This is a genomic window from Actinocorallia libanotica, assembly GCF_039525175.1.
GTDB lineage: Bacteria > Actinomycetota > Actinomycetes > Streptosporangiales > Streptosporangiaceae > Actinocorallia > Actinocorallia libanotica.
On record NZ_BAAAHH010000001.1, the window covers coordinates 26327 to 42286 of the forward strand.

A 15960-nucleotide genomic window follows, 5' to 3' on the forward strand; every position below is an offset into this window, starting at 1 on the left:
CCAAGGCACCCCGGCCCCGCTCCCGCCCGGGAGCGGGGCCGGGCCCGGCCGCAGGGCCGCCGACCCCTGTCCGCCTCGGTGGCGGGAGCGGGGGAACCTCTCGGAAAAGGCTGTGGATCATGACGCCGCCTCTACCGATGGGTACACTTCACGCCCGGACCCGACGCCCCCCACAGTCCCACCCGGAGGCCACGTGAAACCCCTCGCCCTCGTCCTGGCCGGCATGCTGGCCCTCTCCGCCTGCGGCGGGGAGAGCCAGAACGCCGAGCCCGAGACGTCCGCGTCCGCCCAGGCCTCCCAGCCCGCCGCCCAGGACTCCGGCGCGCCCGGCCTGTCGCCCAAGAGCGGCACCCCGCTGGCCGAGCCCACCGAGAGCGGCAAGCCGGCGCCGGCGCCCAAGCCCAACCAGGTCAAGGCGCTGGTCGGCACCTGGCAGGGCGACACCCCGGCCAAGGAGCACTTCGTCTTCACCGCCGACGGATCGGGCAAGCTGATCGCCTCCGGCAAGGAGCTGTGGTCGGGCACCGTCATCCCCGCCGGCAAGAAGATCTTCCGGCTCTCCTGGCAGGGCACCGACCCGGGCGCGGCCTACTGGCAGGTCGAGCTGAACGACGAGGGGAACGAGATCACCTTCGCCGCCAACGCCCAGGTGTACAAGAAGGTCAAGAAGCCCGCCGCGGCGGACACCACGAAGAAACCGGCAGCATGACGCTCTTCACCTCCCCGGAGCAGGCCTCCGGGGCACTGGCCACCACCGGGTACCTCGCGGACGAGGCCATCGCCACCACGGTCTTCCTCGCCGACGCCCTCGGCAAGCCCCTGCTGCTGGAGGGCCCCGCGGGCGTCGGCAAGACCGAGCTGGCCAAGGCGGTCGCCGCCGCGACGGGCGCCGAGCTCATCCGCCTGCAGTGCTACGAGGGCCTCGACGAGGCGCGCGCCCTGTACGAGTGGAACTACAAGAAGCAGCTCCTGCGCATCCAGGCGGCGGGCGACGCCTCCTGGGAGGCCACCCACGACGACATCTTCACCGACGAGTTCCTGCTGGAGCGGCCCCTGCTGGCGGCCATCCGCCGGGACGGGCCGACGGTCCTGCTCATCGACGAGACCGACAAGGCCGACGTCGAGGTGGAGGGCCTGCTGCTGGAGGTGCTGTCGGACTTCCAGGTGACCATCCCCGAGCTCGGCACGATCACCGCCGTGCACCGCCCGTTCGTCGTCCTGACGTCCAACGCGGCGCGTGAGCTGTCGGAGGCGCTCAAGCGCCGCTGCCTCTACCTGCACCTGGAGTACCCGACGCTGGAGCGGGAGCGCGACATCGTCCTGTCGCGCGTCCCCGACCTGGAGGCCGGCCTCGCCGAGCAGCTCGTCAAGGTCGTCGGCACGCTGCGCTCCCTGGAGGTCAAGAAGCCGCCGTCCATCGCCGAGACGATCGACTGGGCCCGCACTCTGCTGGCGCTGGGCCGCGACACCTTGGACGAGGAGACCGTGCGCGCCACCCTCGGCGTGGTGCTCAAGCACGTCGCCGACCAGCGCAGGGCGGCCAAGGAGCTTCATCTGGACGGCGGCTGATGAGCCTGGTCGACCGGCACACCGGCTTCGTGCAGGCGCTGCGGGAGGCGGGGCTGCCGGTGTCGCCGGCCGAGGGGCTGGACGCCGCGCGGGCGCTGCGGCACATCGACCTGCTGGAGCGGGAGATGCTGCGCGCCCTCTACGCGGCGACGCTGGTGAAGCGGCCGACGCACCGGCAGCAGTTCGACGTGCTCTTCGACCTGTGGTTCCCGGCGGCGCTGGGCGCGGGGGCGGGCAACACCGACCGCGACCCCGGCGAGGGGCGCCCCACGACGCCGCCCGCGCTGGACCCGGAGGTCCAGCGGCTGCGCGAGGAGCTGTTCGACCTGCTGCTGACCGGCGACGAGGCGGGCGTGCGGCAGTTCGCGCGGATGGCCGTCGGCAGGTTCGGGCGCACCGGGGGCGGCCAGTCGTGGCTGTCCTCCCCGGTGGTGCGGGCGATGTCGGCGGACACCCTGATGGCGCGGCTGCTGCAGGCCGTGCTCAGCGAGCGCGGCGGCCTGGAGGAGCGGGCGGCGCGGCAGACGTTCCGCACCCGGATCACCGGGTTCGAGCAGGCGGTGGCGACGGAGGTGCGCCGCCGGATCGCCGAGGACACCGGGGTGGAGCGCACGTCGCGGGCCACCACCCGGCCGCCGCTGGAGCAGCTCGACTTCAACCGGGCGAACCGCGCCGACCTGGCGGCGCTGCGCCGCGAGGTGCACCCGCTGGCCCGCCGGCTCGCCGCCCGCCTCGTGCAGCGCAACCGGCACGGAGACCGGGGCCGGCTGGACTTCCGCCGCACCGTCCGCGCCTCCCTGTCCACCGGCGGCGTCCCGCTGAACACCTACTTCAAGCCGCGGCGGCCGCACAAGCCCGAGCTGGTCGTCCTCTGCGACGCCAGCGACTCCTGCCAGGCGTTCGCCCACTTCACCCTGCTGCTCACCTTCGCGCTGCGCGAGCAGTTCACCAAGGTCCGCGCGTTCGCGTTCATCGACGCCACCGACGAGATCACCAGGTTCTTCCAGCCGGGCGCCGACGTCGTCGACGCCATGGCCCGCATGGCCCGCGAGGCCGACCTCGTCTGGCTGACCGGCCGCAGCAACTACGGCCACGCCTTCAAGACCTTCGACGAGAAGTACCCCGAGGCGATCACCTCCAAGACCGCCCTGCTCATCCTCGGCGACGCCCGCTCCAACTACGGCCCGCTCTCCTTGCCCCTCGTCCGCGACATGGCCCGCACCGCCCGCCACGCCTACTGGCTCAACCCCGAGCCCACCCGCGACTGGGACACCGGCGACTCCGCCGCCTCGGCCTACGGCGAGGTCATCGAGATGCACGAGTGCCGCAACCTCACCCAGCTGGCCGACTTCGTCGAACTCCTCGCGTTATCCGTCCGGGGGGTGACCCCGGATCCCCGCGGAGGCGGCAACCGATCCGCTTCGCCGCGGTCGGTCGTCGCCGGGTCGATCGATCCTCGCTTCGCCGCGGTCGACTGACCTGTGTCGTGGGGCGCCCTGGCGGGCCCGCCTGGAGAAGGCGTCCTGCGGGGTGTCCTGGCGGGTCAGGTGAGGGCCTGGGTGAGGAGGTCGGCGAGGGCGTCGGGATCGATGCGGTCGCCGGTGAGGTGGAAGAGGTTCTCCTGGTAGAGCAGGACGGTGGCGAACGTGGCGGCGGCGATCTCGAGGCGGGCGGCGTCGCCGCGGGCGCCGGGGAGGGTGAGCTCCAGGGTGCGGCGGGCGCGGCGGACGAGCTCGCGGTTGAGGGCGGTGAGGCGGTCGCGGGCGGTGCGGTGGGTGTCGGCCTCGCGGAAGAGGATGCGGCGCATGCTGGGGGAGGCGCGGAGCGGGAGGCGGGCGGCCAGGCGGCGCAGGGCGCCGGCCGGGTCGGGGGGCAGGGGCTCCTCGCAGGGCTCCTCGATCTCGGTGCGCTCGTCGATCAGGGTGAGCAGGACGTCCATCTTCTGCGGGAAGTAGTGGAAGACCAGGCCCTTGGGGACGTCGGCGGCCAGGGCTATGCGGGCGGTGGACGTCGCCTCGTAGCCGGTCTCGGCGAACAGCGCCTCGGCGGCGTCGAGGATGCGGGTGCGTGAGTCGTTCATCGGCGGTCCCCCCGAACGGGCGTGGTCCCCGGACACCGGGGGTGCCGGGGACCACCTCGATCGTGCCGGCCGCGCGGGCGGCGCGGCCGGCGGGTCAGGCCTCGCTGGTCCGGTTCGCGGTGTACAGGGTGTACAGGGCGACGATAACCGCCGCGCCGCCCGCGATCCATGCCGTCCAGGCGGCACCGTCGTGACCGGTGAACTGCCAGGCCCAGGGAGCGGTGAACAGGAGCGCGGCGAACGCCGTCACGGTCCACGCGCCGGGACCGGCCGCGCCGAGCAGCCCGTACAGGCCGGCCAGCACCAGCAGCACGCCGAGGACCATCAGCGGGGCGCGACCCGCGCCGTCGGCCCACAGGTCCGGGGCGAGCAGGGCGGCCAGCCCGGCCAGGAAGGCCACCGCGGCTTCGTAGGAGTACTTCAGGGACATCCGCCACCTCCGGGGATCGGGACTTCTTCGTCCTGCCTCGAAAGTCCTCCTGATTGACCACCCGGTCAATGCCGCGAACCGGTGATATTTCCCTTGCCGTGGGGTAAGAGCGCTCTTACTCCGCTGGACGCGGGACTGGCGCGGTTGATAAAGGCGATCAGAGCTCGAGCCGCCACCACTGGGCGGTGATCTCCTCGCCGAACCGCTCCTCGTCCCGCTCGGACTCCAGCTCGAACCCCGCCTTCACGTACAGGTGGCGGGAGGCGGCCAGCCCGGCGACCGTCCACAGGACCATCTCCCGGTAGCCGGCGCCACGGGCGAAGGCCAGGCACTCCTCCACCAGCCGCCGCCCCAGCCCGAGGCCGCGGGCCTGCGGCTCCACCAGCAGCAGCCGCAGCTGGGCGACGTCCCCGGGCCGGTCGGCCCGCACGCAGAAGATGCTGCCCACCGGCTCCCCGTCGATCTCGGCGATCCAGGCGTTCTCCCGGGCGGGATCGTGGTGCTCGCCGTACCCCGCGGTGATCCGGGCGACGAGCGCCTCGTAGGTGGCGTCCCAGCCGCGCTCCTCGGCGTAGAACACCCCGTGCCGCCAGACGACCCAGCCCAGGTCGCCCGGCCGCAGCGGGCGCAGGACGTACGGTTCGGGGGCGGCGCCCGCCAGGATGCCGCCGACGGCCCGCATCGCCTGCACGAGGCGGTGGCGCCGGTCGGCGGGCAGCTCCCGCAGCAGCCCCTCGACCTGGGCGGCCGAGCGGGCGTCCAGGTCGGTGAAGATCTCCCTGCCGCGCGGGGTGAGCCGGACGAGCTGGCGGCGCAGGTCCGCGCCGGAGCGGGAGCGTACGACCAGCCCGTCGGCCTCCAGGCGGGCCAGCAGCCGGCTCAGGTAGCCCGGGTCCAGGCCGAGGGCCTCGCGCAGCCCGAGGGTGGCCAGCTCGGCGCCCCCCGACAGCTCGAACAGCAGCCTGGCCTCGGTCAGCGAGTAGGGGCTGTCCAGCAGCCCCTCGTCGAGCACGCCCAGCAGCCGGGTGTAGTCGCGGTTGAAGGTCCTGACCACCTCGATCTCAGTTTTCATTGACCCAGTCAAACATAATTCGGGGCCCGGCGGGAGCGCTCGCGGTCAGCCGAACCGGATGATCCGCACCCGGTCGGCGTCCTCCCTGCGCAGCACGGTGACGGAGGCCACCGGCGGGAGCGAGCCGTCGTGGGCGCGGCCGACGAGCTTGTGCCAGCGCCGCACGTGCCGGGCGAACACCGGCCCGGTCAGCACCCTGCCGCGTTCGTGCTGCCCGGCGCGGGCCAGGGTCGGGGGGACGTCCAGCAGCACCAGGTGCAGCCCGGACCCGCCCCTGCGGGCCAGCCAGCCGAAGCCGTACAGCAGGTGGGGCCAGGTGCCGCGGGTGTGGGCGACGACGGACCGGCCGTCGGTCAGGGCGCGGCCGATCCGCCACACGTGGGTGGCGTAGACGAAGGGGATGCGGCCGCGGGGCGGCAGCGGCCGGAGGTAGGAGGACCACCAGTTGCGGGCCTGGGTGGAGTCGATCACCACCGCGCCGCCGATCGGCACGGGTTCGGTCTCGGTGTCGGTCAGCCCGTACAGTCGGCGCAGCAGCGTGCTCTTCCCGGCGCCGGGAAGCCCGGCTACCAGGACCAGTGAACCCGGTGGAAAGACCAGATCCCGTTGCTCCGGCATGTCTCCCTTCTTCCGTGATGGTCCTCATCACGTCCCTCGATGAAACGCGGCGGCGCCGTTCGTCGTTCCCCGCGGGGAATCGCATAGAAACGGACACAGAAGGCAATCACTAGGGATAACGGCCGGAGATCGGGGGATCCGTGGCGCACCATTGGACACGAAATGACATACCGGATATGTCAGGCAAGTTGGCGGTGGTGACCGGCGGCAGCAGCGGCCTGGGCCTGGCCACCGCGGCGGGCCTGGCCGGGGCGGGCGCCGAGGTGGTCATCGCCGGCCGGGACGCCGAACGGCTGCGGCTGGCCGCCGAGCGCATCCGCGAGCGGCACCCCGCCGCCGCGCCGGTCCGCGGCGAGCGGCTGGACCTGGCGTCCCAGGCCTCGGTCGCGGACTTCGCCGCCCGCCTCACCGGTCGGGGCCGTCCCCTGGACCTGCTGGTCAACAACGCCGCGGTGCTCTACACCCAGCGGCGCACCCTCACCGAGGACGGCTTCGAGCTGATCATGGCGACCAACCACCTCGGCCACTTCGCGCTGACCGGACGGCTGGTGCCCCTGCTGCTGCGGGCGCCCGCGCCCCGGGTGGCCACGGTGTGCTCGCTCACCGCCAAGGTGCCCGTCCTCGACCTGTCCGACCTGATGAACGAGCGCAACTACCGGCCCCTGAGCGCCTACGTCAAGTCCAAGACCGCCCTCCTGCTGTTCGCCCTCGAACTCCAGCGCCGGGCGACCCGGGCGCTGACCAGCGTGGCGGTCAACCCGGGCAACGCCTCCACCGGCCTGTACCGGCACGGCCCCGCCCCGGTGCGGGGCCTGAACCGCGGGCTGGACCGGGTGCTGGGCCGGGACACCGAGAACGCCGCGTCCGTCATCCTGTACGGGGCGACCTCCCCCGACGTGGTGCCCGGCGGCTACTACACCGCCTCGGGCCTGCTGGGCCGGCGCGGCACGCCGCGCCCCGCCCCGCTGCCCCGCGTGGCCCGCGACCACGCGCTCGCCCGCGACCTGTGGCTGAAGTCCGAGGCCCTGACGGGCGTCCGCCCCTCCTTCCCCGCCCGCTCCCTGCACGTCTGACCGCGGGGCGCCGCGTGATGATCGATTCGCGCCCTTTCCCGGCGTGTTTCCGCGATCCTGGAACCACCGCGGACGGACCGCACCGTCCAGGCCCCGGACACGTCACAGGAGCGCGGGGCGGAACGAGCGAGGAGTGAGAGAACGCCGATGATGATCAGGGTGGCGGCCAGGCTGAAGGGCGAGGTCAAGGCCGACACGTTGGAGTCGTTCCGGCGGGCGGGAGGCATCGCCTACGAGGAGCTGCACCACGCCGAGGCACTGCGGCGAAGGCTCGCGGCGGAGGGCGCGCACCCCTGGCGGGTGGAACCGGGCGTCTCGGGCCAGCTGCTGTGCGCGTGGAACGCCTTCGTGCTGCAGGCGATCGGCGAGCATCTCCTCGACGCCGACTACGCCGCCGATCCCCGGACCCCGGGGTACGTCCCTCCGGTCACCCACACCCAGGTGGCGGCCTGCTTCGACCCGGTCGAGCACTGGACGTCGCTGGCCCGCCAGGCGGCCTGCGACGACGGGTTCGAGTTCGACGCGTCCCTCCGGCTCCCGGTGGACCTGCCCGAGTGGGTCGAGACGGATCCGTGCCCGTTCCCGTACCTGCGCGGCCTGCAGGCGGCGACCCGTACGGTCCGGGGGTACGCGGAGGTCGCGCTCGGCGAGCTCGAAGCGGCGGTCCGGGACGAGGACCCGGCGGTGCGGGACGATCTGCGGGTGCTGCGCCGGCTGGCGGCCAAGGCCGCGACCGCGGCCGACTACGCGGAAGGACTGCTGGGAGACGCTCCGCAGGACGGCCCGCACGAGGAGATCGAGCAGCGCCTCCAGCGGTCACTGGAGACCTACCACCATCTCGGCCAGCTCGTCGCGATGCCCGCCCTGATCTCCGCCTACGAGACCGGAGAGCTCGACCTCGCGGCCGTCGGGGAGGAGGGGCCCGCGGTCTCCGCCTTCGATCCCTGGTTCCTGACCTCGCCCCGCGACCGCGAGCACTGGAAGGCCGACCCCCGTGCGCGCCGGGCCATCGAGGAACTGTGGGCCGGGGATCCCGAGCCCCGGATCATCCGGGACATCCAGCGACAGATCGACGCCGCCAGGAGGGCGGGCGCCGTCTCCCACGCCAGGGGCGCGGACGGAGAGCTCCTCGGCGGCTTCCACGTCTGCCCCTGGGCGGCGGTCTACGAGGTCCACCGGGAGATCGACGTCCACGGACGGCGGCTGCGGCCCGGTCAGCAGTTCACGGTGGACGTCTATCTGAATCGCGGGACGTTCGTCCGCAAGATCCTGGTCGGCACCTTCACCGCCACCACCAGGGTGGACTACGCCAAGGAGCGGTGAGCGCGCCGGACGGTCACCAGCCGCGTTCGCGCCAGGAGGGGACGGCGGGGCGCTCCTTGCCGAGGGTGGAGTCGCCGCCGTGGCCCGGGTAGAACCAGGTGTTGTCGGGGAGGCGGTCGAAGACGCGCTCGGTGACGTCGGTGAGGAGTTGCTCGAAGAGGGCGGCGTCGCCCCAGGTGTTGCCCACTCCGCCGGGGAAGAGGCTGTCGCCGGTGAAGAGGTGGGGGCGGTCGGGCGCCTGGAGGAGGAGGGCGATGCTGCCGGGGGTGTGCCCGCGCAGGTGGATGACCTCCAGGGTGTGGGAGCCCAGGGAGATGGTGTCGCCGTGCTCGACCGGGGCGGTGACCGGGACGGGCAGGGGCTCGGCGTCGTGGGGGTGGGCCAGCGTCGCCGCGCCGGTCTCGCGGACCACGTCCTCCAGCGCCTGCCAGTGGTCCTGGTGGCGGTGGGTGGTGACGACACGGGACAGGGGGCGGTCGCCGACCAGCTCCAGCAGCCGGGCCGGCTCGGCCGCGGCGTCGATGAGGATCTGGTCGCCCGACTCCTGGTCGTGCAGCAGGTAGGCGTTGTTGTCGTACGGGCCGACGGCGAGCTTGCGCAGCACCAGACCGGGCGCGATCTCCCGGGTGTCGGCGGGCCCGCCGACGGTGACGTCGCCGGTGTAGCTCATGGAACCTGGCTCCCCTCGAAGGCCGGCACGGACGGCCACTGCGGGGCGGTCGCCGTGATCGGTGAGTCGGCGGCCCGGCCGGTCAGCCAGGCCAGCAGGTGGCGCCCCTCGCCCTCCAGCGCCGGGCCGTTGTCGTGCAGCCGGAGGGTGAGGCCGAGATCGGTGGCGGTGACGCGGGAGAACGGGAGCTCGGCGTGCAGCGGGAGCAGCGAGTCGGCCAGCTCCCAGCGGACGTAGGAGGCGGGCCAGTCCGCGGGCGTGTAGCCGGCGTCGAGGTCGACGTGGTGGACCTCGACCTCGCGCCAGCGCCGGTACAGGGTGTACCAGGCCGGATGGGCCCAGCCCTGCAGCGCGCGGACCGTCGCGCCCCACGCCTGGTGCGGCAGGCTCTCGGCCAGCGCGGCGAGGCGGGCGGCGGACTCGCGGACGTCGGCGGCGAGCTCGGCCGGGGAGCGGTCCGCGCCCTCCTCGATCTCGGCCTCGCGTGCCTCGACACCGGCGTACTGCGGGTGCTCCACGCCGGTCCGCGCCCATTCCAGCAGGCGCCAGTAGGAGTCGGCGTTGCGCGCGATGTGGGTGAGGACGTGGCCGCGCGTCCAGCCTTCCAGCGGGGACGGGGCGCGCACGGCCGCCTCGTCCAGGCCCGCCACGGTCTGCTCCAGCCGCCGCTGCGAGGCGGCGACCTCCGCCAGGACGGTCGTGACGTCCACGTCGGTCGTCTCGGTCGGGCTGTGATCCTGCATGTCCCTCATCCTCCCGCACCGCGGGGGCCGCCGCGCCACCGGATGTGTCTCCGGACTCTGGAGAAATGCGGCATGTGCTACGTTGCCCGTCCCCTTTGTCGGGTTTCCTGGAATTCCCCCTGAGGAACGGGACACCGACATGATCAGGAACCCCGGCGAGGGAACGTTCTGGGCGGCGCTCGGCGAGTCCGACCGCAAGGCCCTGCTCGCGATCGGCCACCGGACCGCGGTGCCCGCCCGCGGCACCCTGTGCAACCAGGGCATACCGGCCCGCGACGTCCTGCTGATCCTCGACGGCCACGCCAAGGAACAGTTCGACGCGCGGGACGGCACCGAGGCGATCCTCGAACTGCTGGGCCCCGGCGAGCTGGAGGGCGACCTGGCGGTGTGGGGGCACCCCCAGCGCGCGTCCGTCGTGGCGCTGACCGACCTCGCGGTCCTGCGCGTCGACAGCCGGAAGTTCGCACGGTTCGTGACCGGCAGCCCCCGGGTCACCGACGCCCTGATGGAGGCCCTGGCCCACCGCTGGGCCAGGGCCGGGCGCAGGCTCGCGATGAACGGCGCCGGACGCGCCGTCAGGCCCGGCGCCCGCGTCGCCGCCTACCTGCTGGACCTGGCGCTGCGCACGGGGCGGGTGGGCCCCCAGGGCACCCGCGTCCCGATGCCGCTCAGCCAGTCCGAGCTGGCCAACTGGGTGGGGATCTCGCGTGAGTCGCTGGTGCGCTGCTACGCCCGCTGGCGCGGCAGGCTCATCGACACCTCCCGGCCGCGCCTGCTGCTGCTGCCCGACCTGGAGGGGCTGCGCGAGGAGGCCGGGCCCTGGGCGGAGGAGGAGGGGGAGGCGCACGAACGGACCCCGTCCGGGCCCGGGGTGAGCCTGGCCGTCCGGCCACCGGTCGCCACCGACCGCACCTGGCTGCCCGCCGGGGGAGAGCACTTCACCGGACGGCGGGCCGAGCTGGCGCGGCTCAGCCTCGTGCTGGCCGCCCGGCCGCCGGGAGCGGTGGTCCAGGGCATGGCCGGGGTCGGCAAGACCGCGCTGGCCCTGCACTGGACGCACCTGGAGTCCGGCCGCTTCCCCGACGGGCGGATCTTCGTGGACCTGCGCGGGCCCGGCAAGGCGGTCACCTCGGCCGAGGCGCTCGGCCAGATCCTGCGCCGGCTCGGGGTGCCCGGCGACCAGCTGCCCGCCGAGGAGGCCGAGCTGGTCGCGCTCTACCAGTCGCTGCTGGCCGACCGGCGGGTGCTGATCGTGCTGGACAACGCCTCGGGGAACGAGGAGCAGATACGGCCGCTGATTCCGTCCGGGCCCGGAGGGTTCGTGCTGGTGACGGCACGGCAGCGGCTGGCGGGATCCGGCCTTCCCGTGCTGGAGCTGGGGGAGATGGCGCCGCAGGAGGCCGTCGAGCTCCTCGCGGAGGTCGTCGGGCGCGACCGGGTGGAGCCGGAGTGGCAGGCGGCGCAGGAGCTGGCGCGTGCGTGCGCCCACCTGCCGCTGGCCCTGCGGATCGCGGCCGCGCGGCTGGCCGCCAGTCCCGGCGAGAGCATCGCCTCCACCGTGCGGGAGCTGTCGGGAAGGGACCGCCTGTCGGCGTTCGCGCTGCCCGAGGACCCGCACGGGGCGCTGCGCGCCGCCTTCGAGATCTCCTACGACACGCTGAGCCCGGTGCTGCGCACCGCGTTCCGCCGTCTGGGGCTGAACGTCGGCCCCGACTTCTCGATCCCGTCGGCCGCCGCGCTGCTCGGCACGGACGAGGAGACCGCCGCGCGCCGCGTCCGGGAACTCGAACAGGCCTTCCTCGTCGTCTCCGCCACCGAGGACCGCCGCAGGTACCGGATGCACGACCTGCTGCGCGACTTCGCCGGGGAGCTGGCGGAGCAGGAGGACACCGAACCCGACCGCAGGGCCGTGCGCCACCGCCTGCTGTCGCACCACCTGCGTACGGCCAAGGCCGCGGAGGAGTCCCTGAAGGGGCACGGGCGCACCGAGGCGATCACATGGTTCGAGACGGAACGGCGCTGCCTGGTCTCGGCCGTCCGCCACGCCGCCCGGCTCGGCCTGCATCCGACCGCGTACGGGCTGGCCGCCGCGCTGTACGACTTCCTGGAGTTCCGCCGCTACAGCGAGGACAACATCACCGTCCACCGCATCGGGCTGGCCTCCGCGCAGACCGGCGACGCCTGGGCGGACGCCGCGGTGATGCTGCACCACCTGTCGGCCGCCCACCGGGAACTGGGGCGCTGCGTCCGCGCGATCGGCTACGGCGAGGACGCCCGGCGGACCTTCCAGGTGCTCGGCGACCGCTCCGGGGAGGCCGCCGTCCTGGACACGCTCGCCCTCGTCTACACCGACCTGGGCAGCCATCCCGCGGCACTGGAGCACGCCGGACAGGCGTTGGCGCTGCACCGGGAACTGGGCGAGCCGGACGGCGAGGCGCGCGCCCTGGACACCCTGGCCCGCAACCTGCAGCGGCTCGGCCGCTACGACGAGGCCTACGAGCACGCCCACCGGGCACTCGACCTGCGCCGCGCGCTCGGCGACCGGCGCGGTGAGGCCGAGACGCTGCTCAACCTCGCCCGCGTCCACCGCTACCGCGGCAGCTTCCAGCAGGCCGCGGTGGTCGCGTTGGAGGCGCTGGACGTCGACCAGGAGCTGGAGCACCGGCACGGCGAGGCCGAGACGCGCACCGAGCTCGCCCGCGTCCATCAGCAGCTGGGCAACCGTGAGTTGTCCCGTCTGGACGCCGCCCGCGCCCTGGAGATCTACCGTTCGGTCGGCGCCCGGCACGGCGAGGGCGAGACGCTGGTGATCCTGGCGCGCATCGCGATCGGCGAGACCCGGCACATGGAGGCCATCACCCACTGCGCCGACGCGCTGCCCGTCCTGCGGGCCATCGGCCACCGGCCGGGCGAGGCCGAGGCCACCGCCCTGTTCGGCATCGCCTACTACTGGCTCGGCCGCTATCCCGAGGCCCGCGAGAACCTGCAGCGCGCCCTGGAGGTCCGGAGGCAGATCGGCGACCTGCACGGCGAGGCGCACGACCTGGACTACCTGGGCCGCGTCGCCCGGCGGACGGGCCGTACCGATGAGGCGGTCCTGCTCGGGCTGGAGGGCCTGTCGCTCTCCCAGGAACTGGGCGCCCGCGAACGCGAGGCGGGCGCGCTGGGCAGCCTGGCGCGCACCTATCTGCGGATCGGCTGGCTCCAGGAGGCGTTGAACGCGGCCGAGCTGGGCCTGGAGATCCGGCGCAGGACCGGTGACCGGTACGGGATGGGCAGCGCCCTGGACACCTACGCGCTGATCCTGCGGCGGGTGGGCCGCCCGCACCGGGCGGCGGAGATCTCGCAGGAGGCGCTGGCCGTGCTCGTCGAGGCCGGCGACCACCACGGGCGGGGCGCCGCACTGGTCAACCTCGCCGAGACCCGGCTGCACCTGGACGACGCCGCGGCCGCCAGGGCGTGCGCCGAACAGGCCCTCGCCCTGGCCGCCGAGCTCGGCGACCGCCGCAACGAGGCGGCCGCCCACCACGTCCTGGGCCTGGTGCTCGTCCGCGAGGAGCGCCACGGGGAGGCCGCCGGGCACTTCGGGCACGAGGCGGAGCTGCGGGCGGTGATGGCCGACCACGGCGGCAGGATCCAGGCGCTCGAGGCCCTCGCCGACTGCCAGGACGCGCTGGGGCCGGCGGACGAGGCGGCGCGGACCCGGCGGCAGATCACCGCGCTGCGACGCTGGCCCGGCTGAACCGGCGGGAAATGTCGGTGGCCTCTCCTACCCTGGTGGCGTGGAGAGTTTCGGCTGGACCATCCTGCAGACCCCCATCGGTCCACTGCTGCTGGCGGAGACCGAGCGCGGCCTGGTCAACGTGCGCTTCCACGCCCACGACGCCGAGTACCACGCGCACCGCCTGGCCGAGCGCCTCGCCCTCCGGCCGGTGCGCGGCGGACTGCGCGAGGCCACCGCCCAGCTGTCGGCCTACTTCGCCGCCGACCTCACCGCGTTCGCCCTCCCCCTGGACTGGCGCCTCACCTCGGGCTTCAACGAACGCGTCCTGCGCCTGCTGCTCACCCGCGTCGGCTACGGGCAGGTCACCGGCTACGGCGAGCTGGCCCGCTGGACCGGCGACCCCGGCGCCTCCCGCGCCGTCGGCACCGCCATGGGCGCCAACCCCCTCCCCGTCGTCGTCCCCTGCCACCGCGTCGTCACCGCCACCGGCGACATAGGCGGCTTCGGCGGGGGCCTCGACGCCAAACGCGCACTCCTCGCCCTCGAAGGCGTCCTCCCCGCCCCCCTCTTCTGACCCGCCCGAACGTGACGTTCCTGCCCGAATGCGGTGTCTCCATCTGAACAGGGGGTCTCCGTCTGAACGCGGCGTTCTTATCTGAACGCGGCGTATCCGCCTGAACTCGGCGTTCCCGCCTGAGTATGGCGTCTCCGCCCTAACACGGTTTTCCCGCCTGAACGCGGCATCCCTGGCTTAACGCGGCGTCCCCGCCTAACACGGCGTCCCCGCCTAACACGGTGTCCTCGCCTAACACGGTGTCCCTGGCCGAACGTGGCGTCCCTGGTCCGATCATCCGGCCGGGGAAGCCGCGCACCCGGTGGTGCGGGCACGGGTTCGTCTGCCGGTCGGTCGCGGGCCGGGTGCGCCTCCGATCGGCGCGGCGGTGCCGGATGGGCGGGAAGCGGAAGGCCGGGCGCCCCTGGAGGGCGCCCGGCCGGGGGAGGCGGGGGTCAGCGGGCGGGGCGGTGCTGGTCGGCGGGGGCGGCGAAGGAGCGGGCGCCCTTGCGGGCGCGGGTGCCGGGGAGTTCGGCGGCGCTGCCGAAGGTGTAGGCGGTGAAGGCCATCGCGGCGAGGTTGTGCTTCAGCGCGGTGGGGTTGATGTTGGCGGTGCCGTCGCAGGGGGCGTGGTAGCAGGGGTCGTAGGCCTGGCCGGCGGTGCCGCCGAACAGGGCGGCCTCCTCCGCGGTCTTGATGCCCTCGGCGCCGGTGAACAGGCCGCCCGAGGGGATGCCGGTCGCGATGAACGGGCCGTAGTCGGAGCGGCCGTCGAAGTCGGTGCCCTTGTGGGGCAGGCCGCGCCGGTCGAAGTACTTCTCGAGGACCTTCTCGATCTGGGCGGAGCCCTCGGGGCCCGCGGGGGCGCCGGTCGCGTCGGAGTCGTCGCCGTCGTAGATGAAGTAGACGTGGTTCGGCGAGCCGATCATGTCGTAGTTCAGGTACATGGCGATGCGGGCGGACTCGGCCTCGCTCAGCGCGCCGACGTAGTGGGTGGAGCCCAGCAGGTTGTTCTCCTCGGCGCCCCACCAGGCGAACCGCAGCTTGTTCTTCAGCTTGAGCTTGTTGGACTTCAGCGCCAGCTCCAGCAGGGCGGCGCTGCCCGAGCCGTTGTCGTTGATCCCGGCGCCGACCGGGACGCTGTCGAGGTGCGCCCCCGACATGACGATGTCGTCCCGGCTGCCCTTTTTGGTCTCGGCGAGCACGTTCCAGGTGGTGCGGGTGTCGCTGGTGGTGTCGGTTCTGACGCGGACCGTGGTGCCGGCCGGGTCGGCGAGGTCCACGCCGATGGCGTGGCTGGTGCCGATGACCGGGATGGTCACGTCGGGCGCGCCCAGGGTGCCGGTGAGCACCTCGGCACGGCCCGGCTGCCCCTCGTTGAAGAGGATCACCGCGGCCGCGCCCGCGGCCTGTGCGTTGACCGCCTTGTCATAGAAGGTGCAGGTGCCGCGCTGGACGAGGGCGACGGCGCCGGCGGGGAAGCCGGCGAAGTCGGACGCCTCGCAACCGGAGGTGGAGGAGTTCGGTTCGGCGCCCGGCGGGATCTGCACGTCCACGGGCCGGACGGTTCCCGTCACGTCGCCGGAACCGGAGTACTCCATCGTGAAGAAGTCGCCCAGCGAGCTGCCGTCCAGGGGCGTCGGCTCGTAGGTGACCGCGTCGGGGGTGAGCTGTGCGAAGGCGGCGAGGGAGTTCTCCGAGAAGAACGGGAACTGGAACTCCTGCACGGTCGGCTTGTACCCGGCCTGCCGCAGCTGGCGGACGACGTAGTCGCGGGAGGCGGCGTAGCCGGGGGTGCCCGAGGCGCGGGTGCCGCCGTGGGCTTCGGCGATCTTCTGCAGCGCCCGCAGGTGGCGCTGGACCGCGTCCGGTTTGACGGCGGCGGCCTGGGCGAGTGGATCGGGAGCCGCCGCGACGGGGGAGACCGCGGCGGCGGCCATGATCAGGGCGGTGGCAGAGGCGGCGAACAAACCCCTGCGCCGGAAATTGCGCATGGTAAGGCTCCTCGCGAATGGATCCCCGAGTGACTGGTGTAAAGGGGACCGTAAACGCGAAGAGCCGTGCTGAGAAGATCTCCGGGAGCGACGGGGCCGCTTGTGGCCGTG

14 protein-coding genes are annotated in these 15960 nt (G+C 73.6%); 7 read left to right on the forward strand and 7 right to left on the reverse strand.

Annotated elements, in window-relative coordinates; genetic code table 11:
* The first annotated feature begins 193 nt into the window (after nucleotides 1–193).
* The 3 genes from ABD140_RS00120 to ABD140_RS00130 are packed head-to-tail and all read left to right on the forward strand — an operon-like array spanning nucleotide 194 to nucleotide 3047.
* Nucleotides 194–709 carry a hypothetical protein gene (locus tag ABD140_RS00120; protein ID WP_344235283.1) on the forward strand — a complete coding sequence of 172 codons (516 nt, stop codon included), beginning with the start codon at nucleotides 194–196 and terminating at the stop codon, nucleotides 707–709.
* On the forward strand, nucleotides 706–1569 hold the full coding sequence (locus ABD140_RS00125; protein ID WP_344235285.1) for an AAA family ATPase: 864 nt from the start codon (nucleotides 706–708) through the stop codon (nucleotides 1567–1569). The genes ABD140_RS00120 and ABD140_RS00125 overlap by 4 nt, the downstream gene beginning before the upstream one ends.
* Complete coding sequence (locus ABD140_RS00130; RefSeq protein ID WP_344235287.1) at nucleotides 1569–3047, forward strand: vWA domain-containing protein; 1479 nt, start codon at nucleotides 1569–1571, stop codon at nucleotides 3045–3047. Before ABD140_RS00125 ends, ABD140_RS00130 begins: the two co-directional genes overlap by 1 nt.
* 65 nt (nucleotides 3048–3112) lie before the next feature.
* Here ABD140_RS00130 and ABD140_RS00135 read toward each other — a convergent pair whose 3' ends face one another.
* From ABD140_RS00135 to ABD140_RS00150, 4 genes are all read right to left on the reverse strand, one after another.
* Nucleotides 3113–3649 carry a TetR/AcrR family transcriptional regulator gene (locus ABD140_RS00135; RefSeq protein WP_344235289.1) on the reverse strand — a complete coding sequence of 179 codons (537 nt, stop codon included), beginning with the start codon at nucleotides 3647–3649 and terminating at the stop codon, nucleotides 3113–3115.
* A 94-nt stretch (nucleotides 3650–3743) separates the two neighbouring features.
* The gene (locus ABD140_RS00140) at nucleotides 3744–4079 is read right to left on the reverse strand and encodes an SPW repeat protein (RefSeq protein ID WP_344235291.1); all 336 of its coding nucleotides are present in this window, start codon (nucleotides 4077–4079) and stop codon (nucleotides 3744–3746) included.
* A 157-nt stretch (nucleotides 4080–4236) separates the two neighbouring features.
* A complete protein-coding gene (locus ABD140_RS00145; protein WP_344235293.1) occupies nucleotides 4237–5151 on the reverse strand; it encodes a GNAT family N-acetyltransferase in 915 nt (304 codons plus the stop codon).
* Between the two features lie 45 nt (nucleotides 5152–5196).
* Nucleotides 5197–5769: an AAA family ATPase gene (locus ABD140_RS00150; protein WP_344235295.1), complete on the reverse strand. Its 573-nt coding sequence runs from the start codon at nucleotides 5767–5769 to the stop codon at nucleotides 5197–5199.
* 176 nt (nucleotides 5770–5945) lie between these two features.
* Here ABD140_RS00150 and ABD140_RS00155 point away from each other — a divergent pair, with 176 nt between their 5' ends.
* Nucleotides 5946–6842: an SDR family NAD(P)-dependent oxidoreductase gene (locus tag ABD140_RS00155; protein ID WP_344235297.1), complete on the forward strand. Its 897-nt coding sequence runs from the start codon at nucleotides 5946–5948 to the stop codon at nucleotides 6840–6842.
* A 147-nt stretch (nucleotides 6843–6989) separates the two neighbouring features.
* Entirely contained in the window at nucleotides 6990–8165 is a 1176-nt protein-coding gene (locus tag ABD140_RS00160; protein ID WP_344235299.1) for a hypothetical protein, read from the forward strand.
* Nucleotides 8166–8178: 13 nt separating this feature from the next.
* Here ABD140_RS00160 and ABD140_RS00165 read toward each other — a convergent pair whose 3' ends face one another.
* Entirely contained in the window at nucleotides 8179–8835 is a 657-nt protein-coding gene (locus ABD140_RS00165) for an MBL fold metallo-hydrolase (protein WP_344235301.1), read from the reverse strand.
* On the reverse strand, nucleotides 8832–9578 hold the full coding sequence (locus tag ABD140_RS00170; protein WP_344235303.1) for a maleylpyruvate isomerase family mycothiol-dependent enzyme: 747 nt from the start codon (nucleotides 9576–9578) through the stop codon (nucleotides 8832–8834). The genes ABD140_RS00165 and ABD140_RS00170 overlap by 4 nt, the downstream gene beginning before the upstream one ends.
* Nucleotides 9579–9717: 139 nt before the next feature.
* On the opposite strand from ABD140_RS00170, the gene ABD140_RS00175 reads away from it, so the two are divergent.
* Nucleotides 9718–13320 carry a tetratricopeptide repeat protein gene (locus ABD140_RS00175; protein WP_344235305.1) on the forward strand — a complete coding sequence of 1201 codons (3603 nt, stop codon included), beginning with the start codon at nucleotides 9718–9720 and terminating at the stop codon, nucleotides 13318–13320.
* A 40-nt stretch (nucleotides 13321–13360) separates the two neighbouring features.
* Complete coding sequence (locus tag ABD140_RS00180; protein ID WP_344235307.1) at nucleotides 13361–13876, forward strand: methylated-DNA--[protein]-cysteine S-methyltransferase; 516 nt, start codon at nucleotides 13361–13363, stop codon at nucleotides 13874–13876.
* Nucleotides 13877–14310: 434 nt separating this feature from the next.
* Here the strand turns inward: ABD140_RS00180 and ABD140_RS00185 are convergent, their stop codons facing one another.
* A complete protein-coding gene (locus ABD140_RS00185) occupies nucleotides 14311–15849 on the reverse strand; it encodes a M28 family peptidase (RefSeq protein WP_344235309.1) in 1539 nt (512 codons plus the stop codon).
* Nucleotides 15850–15960 lie beyond the last annotated feature (111 nt).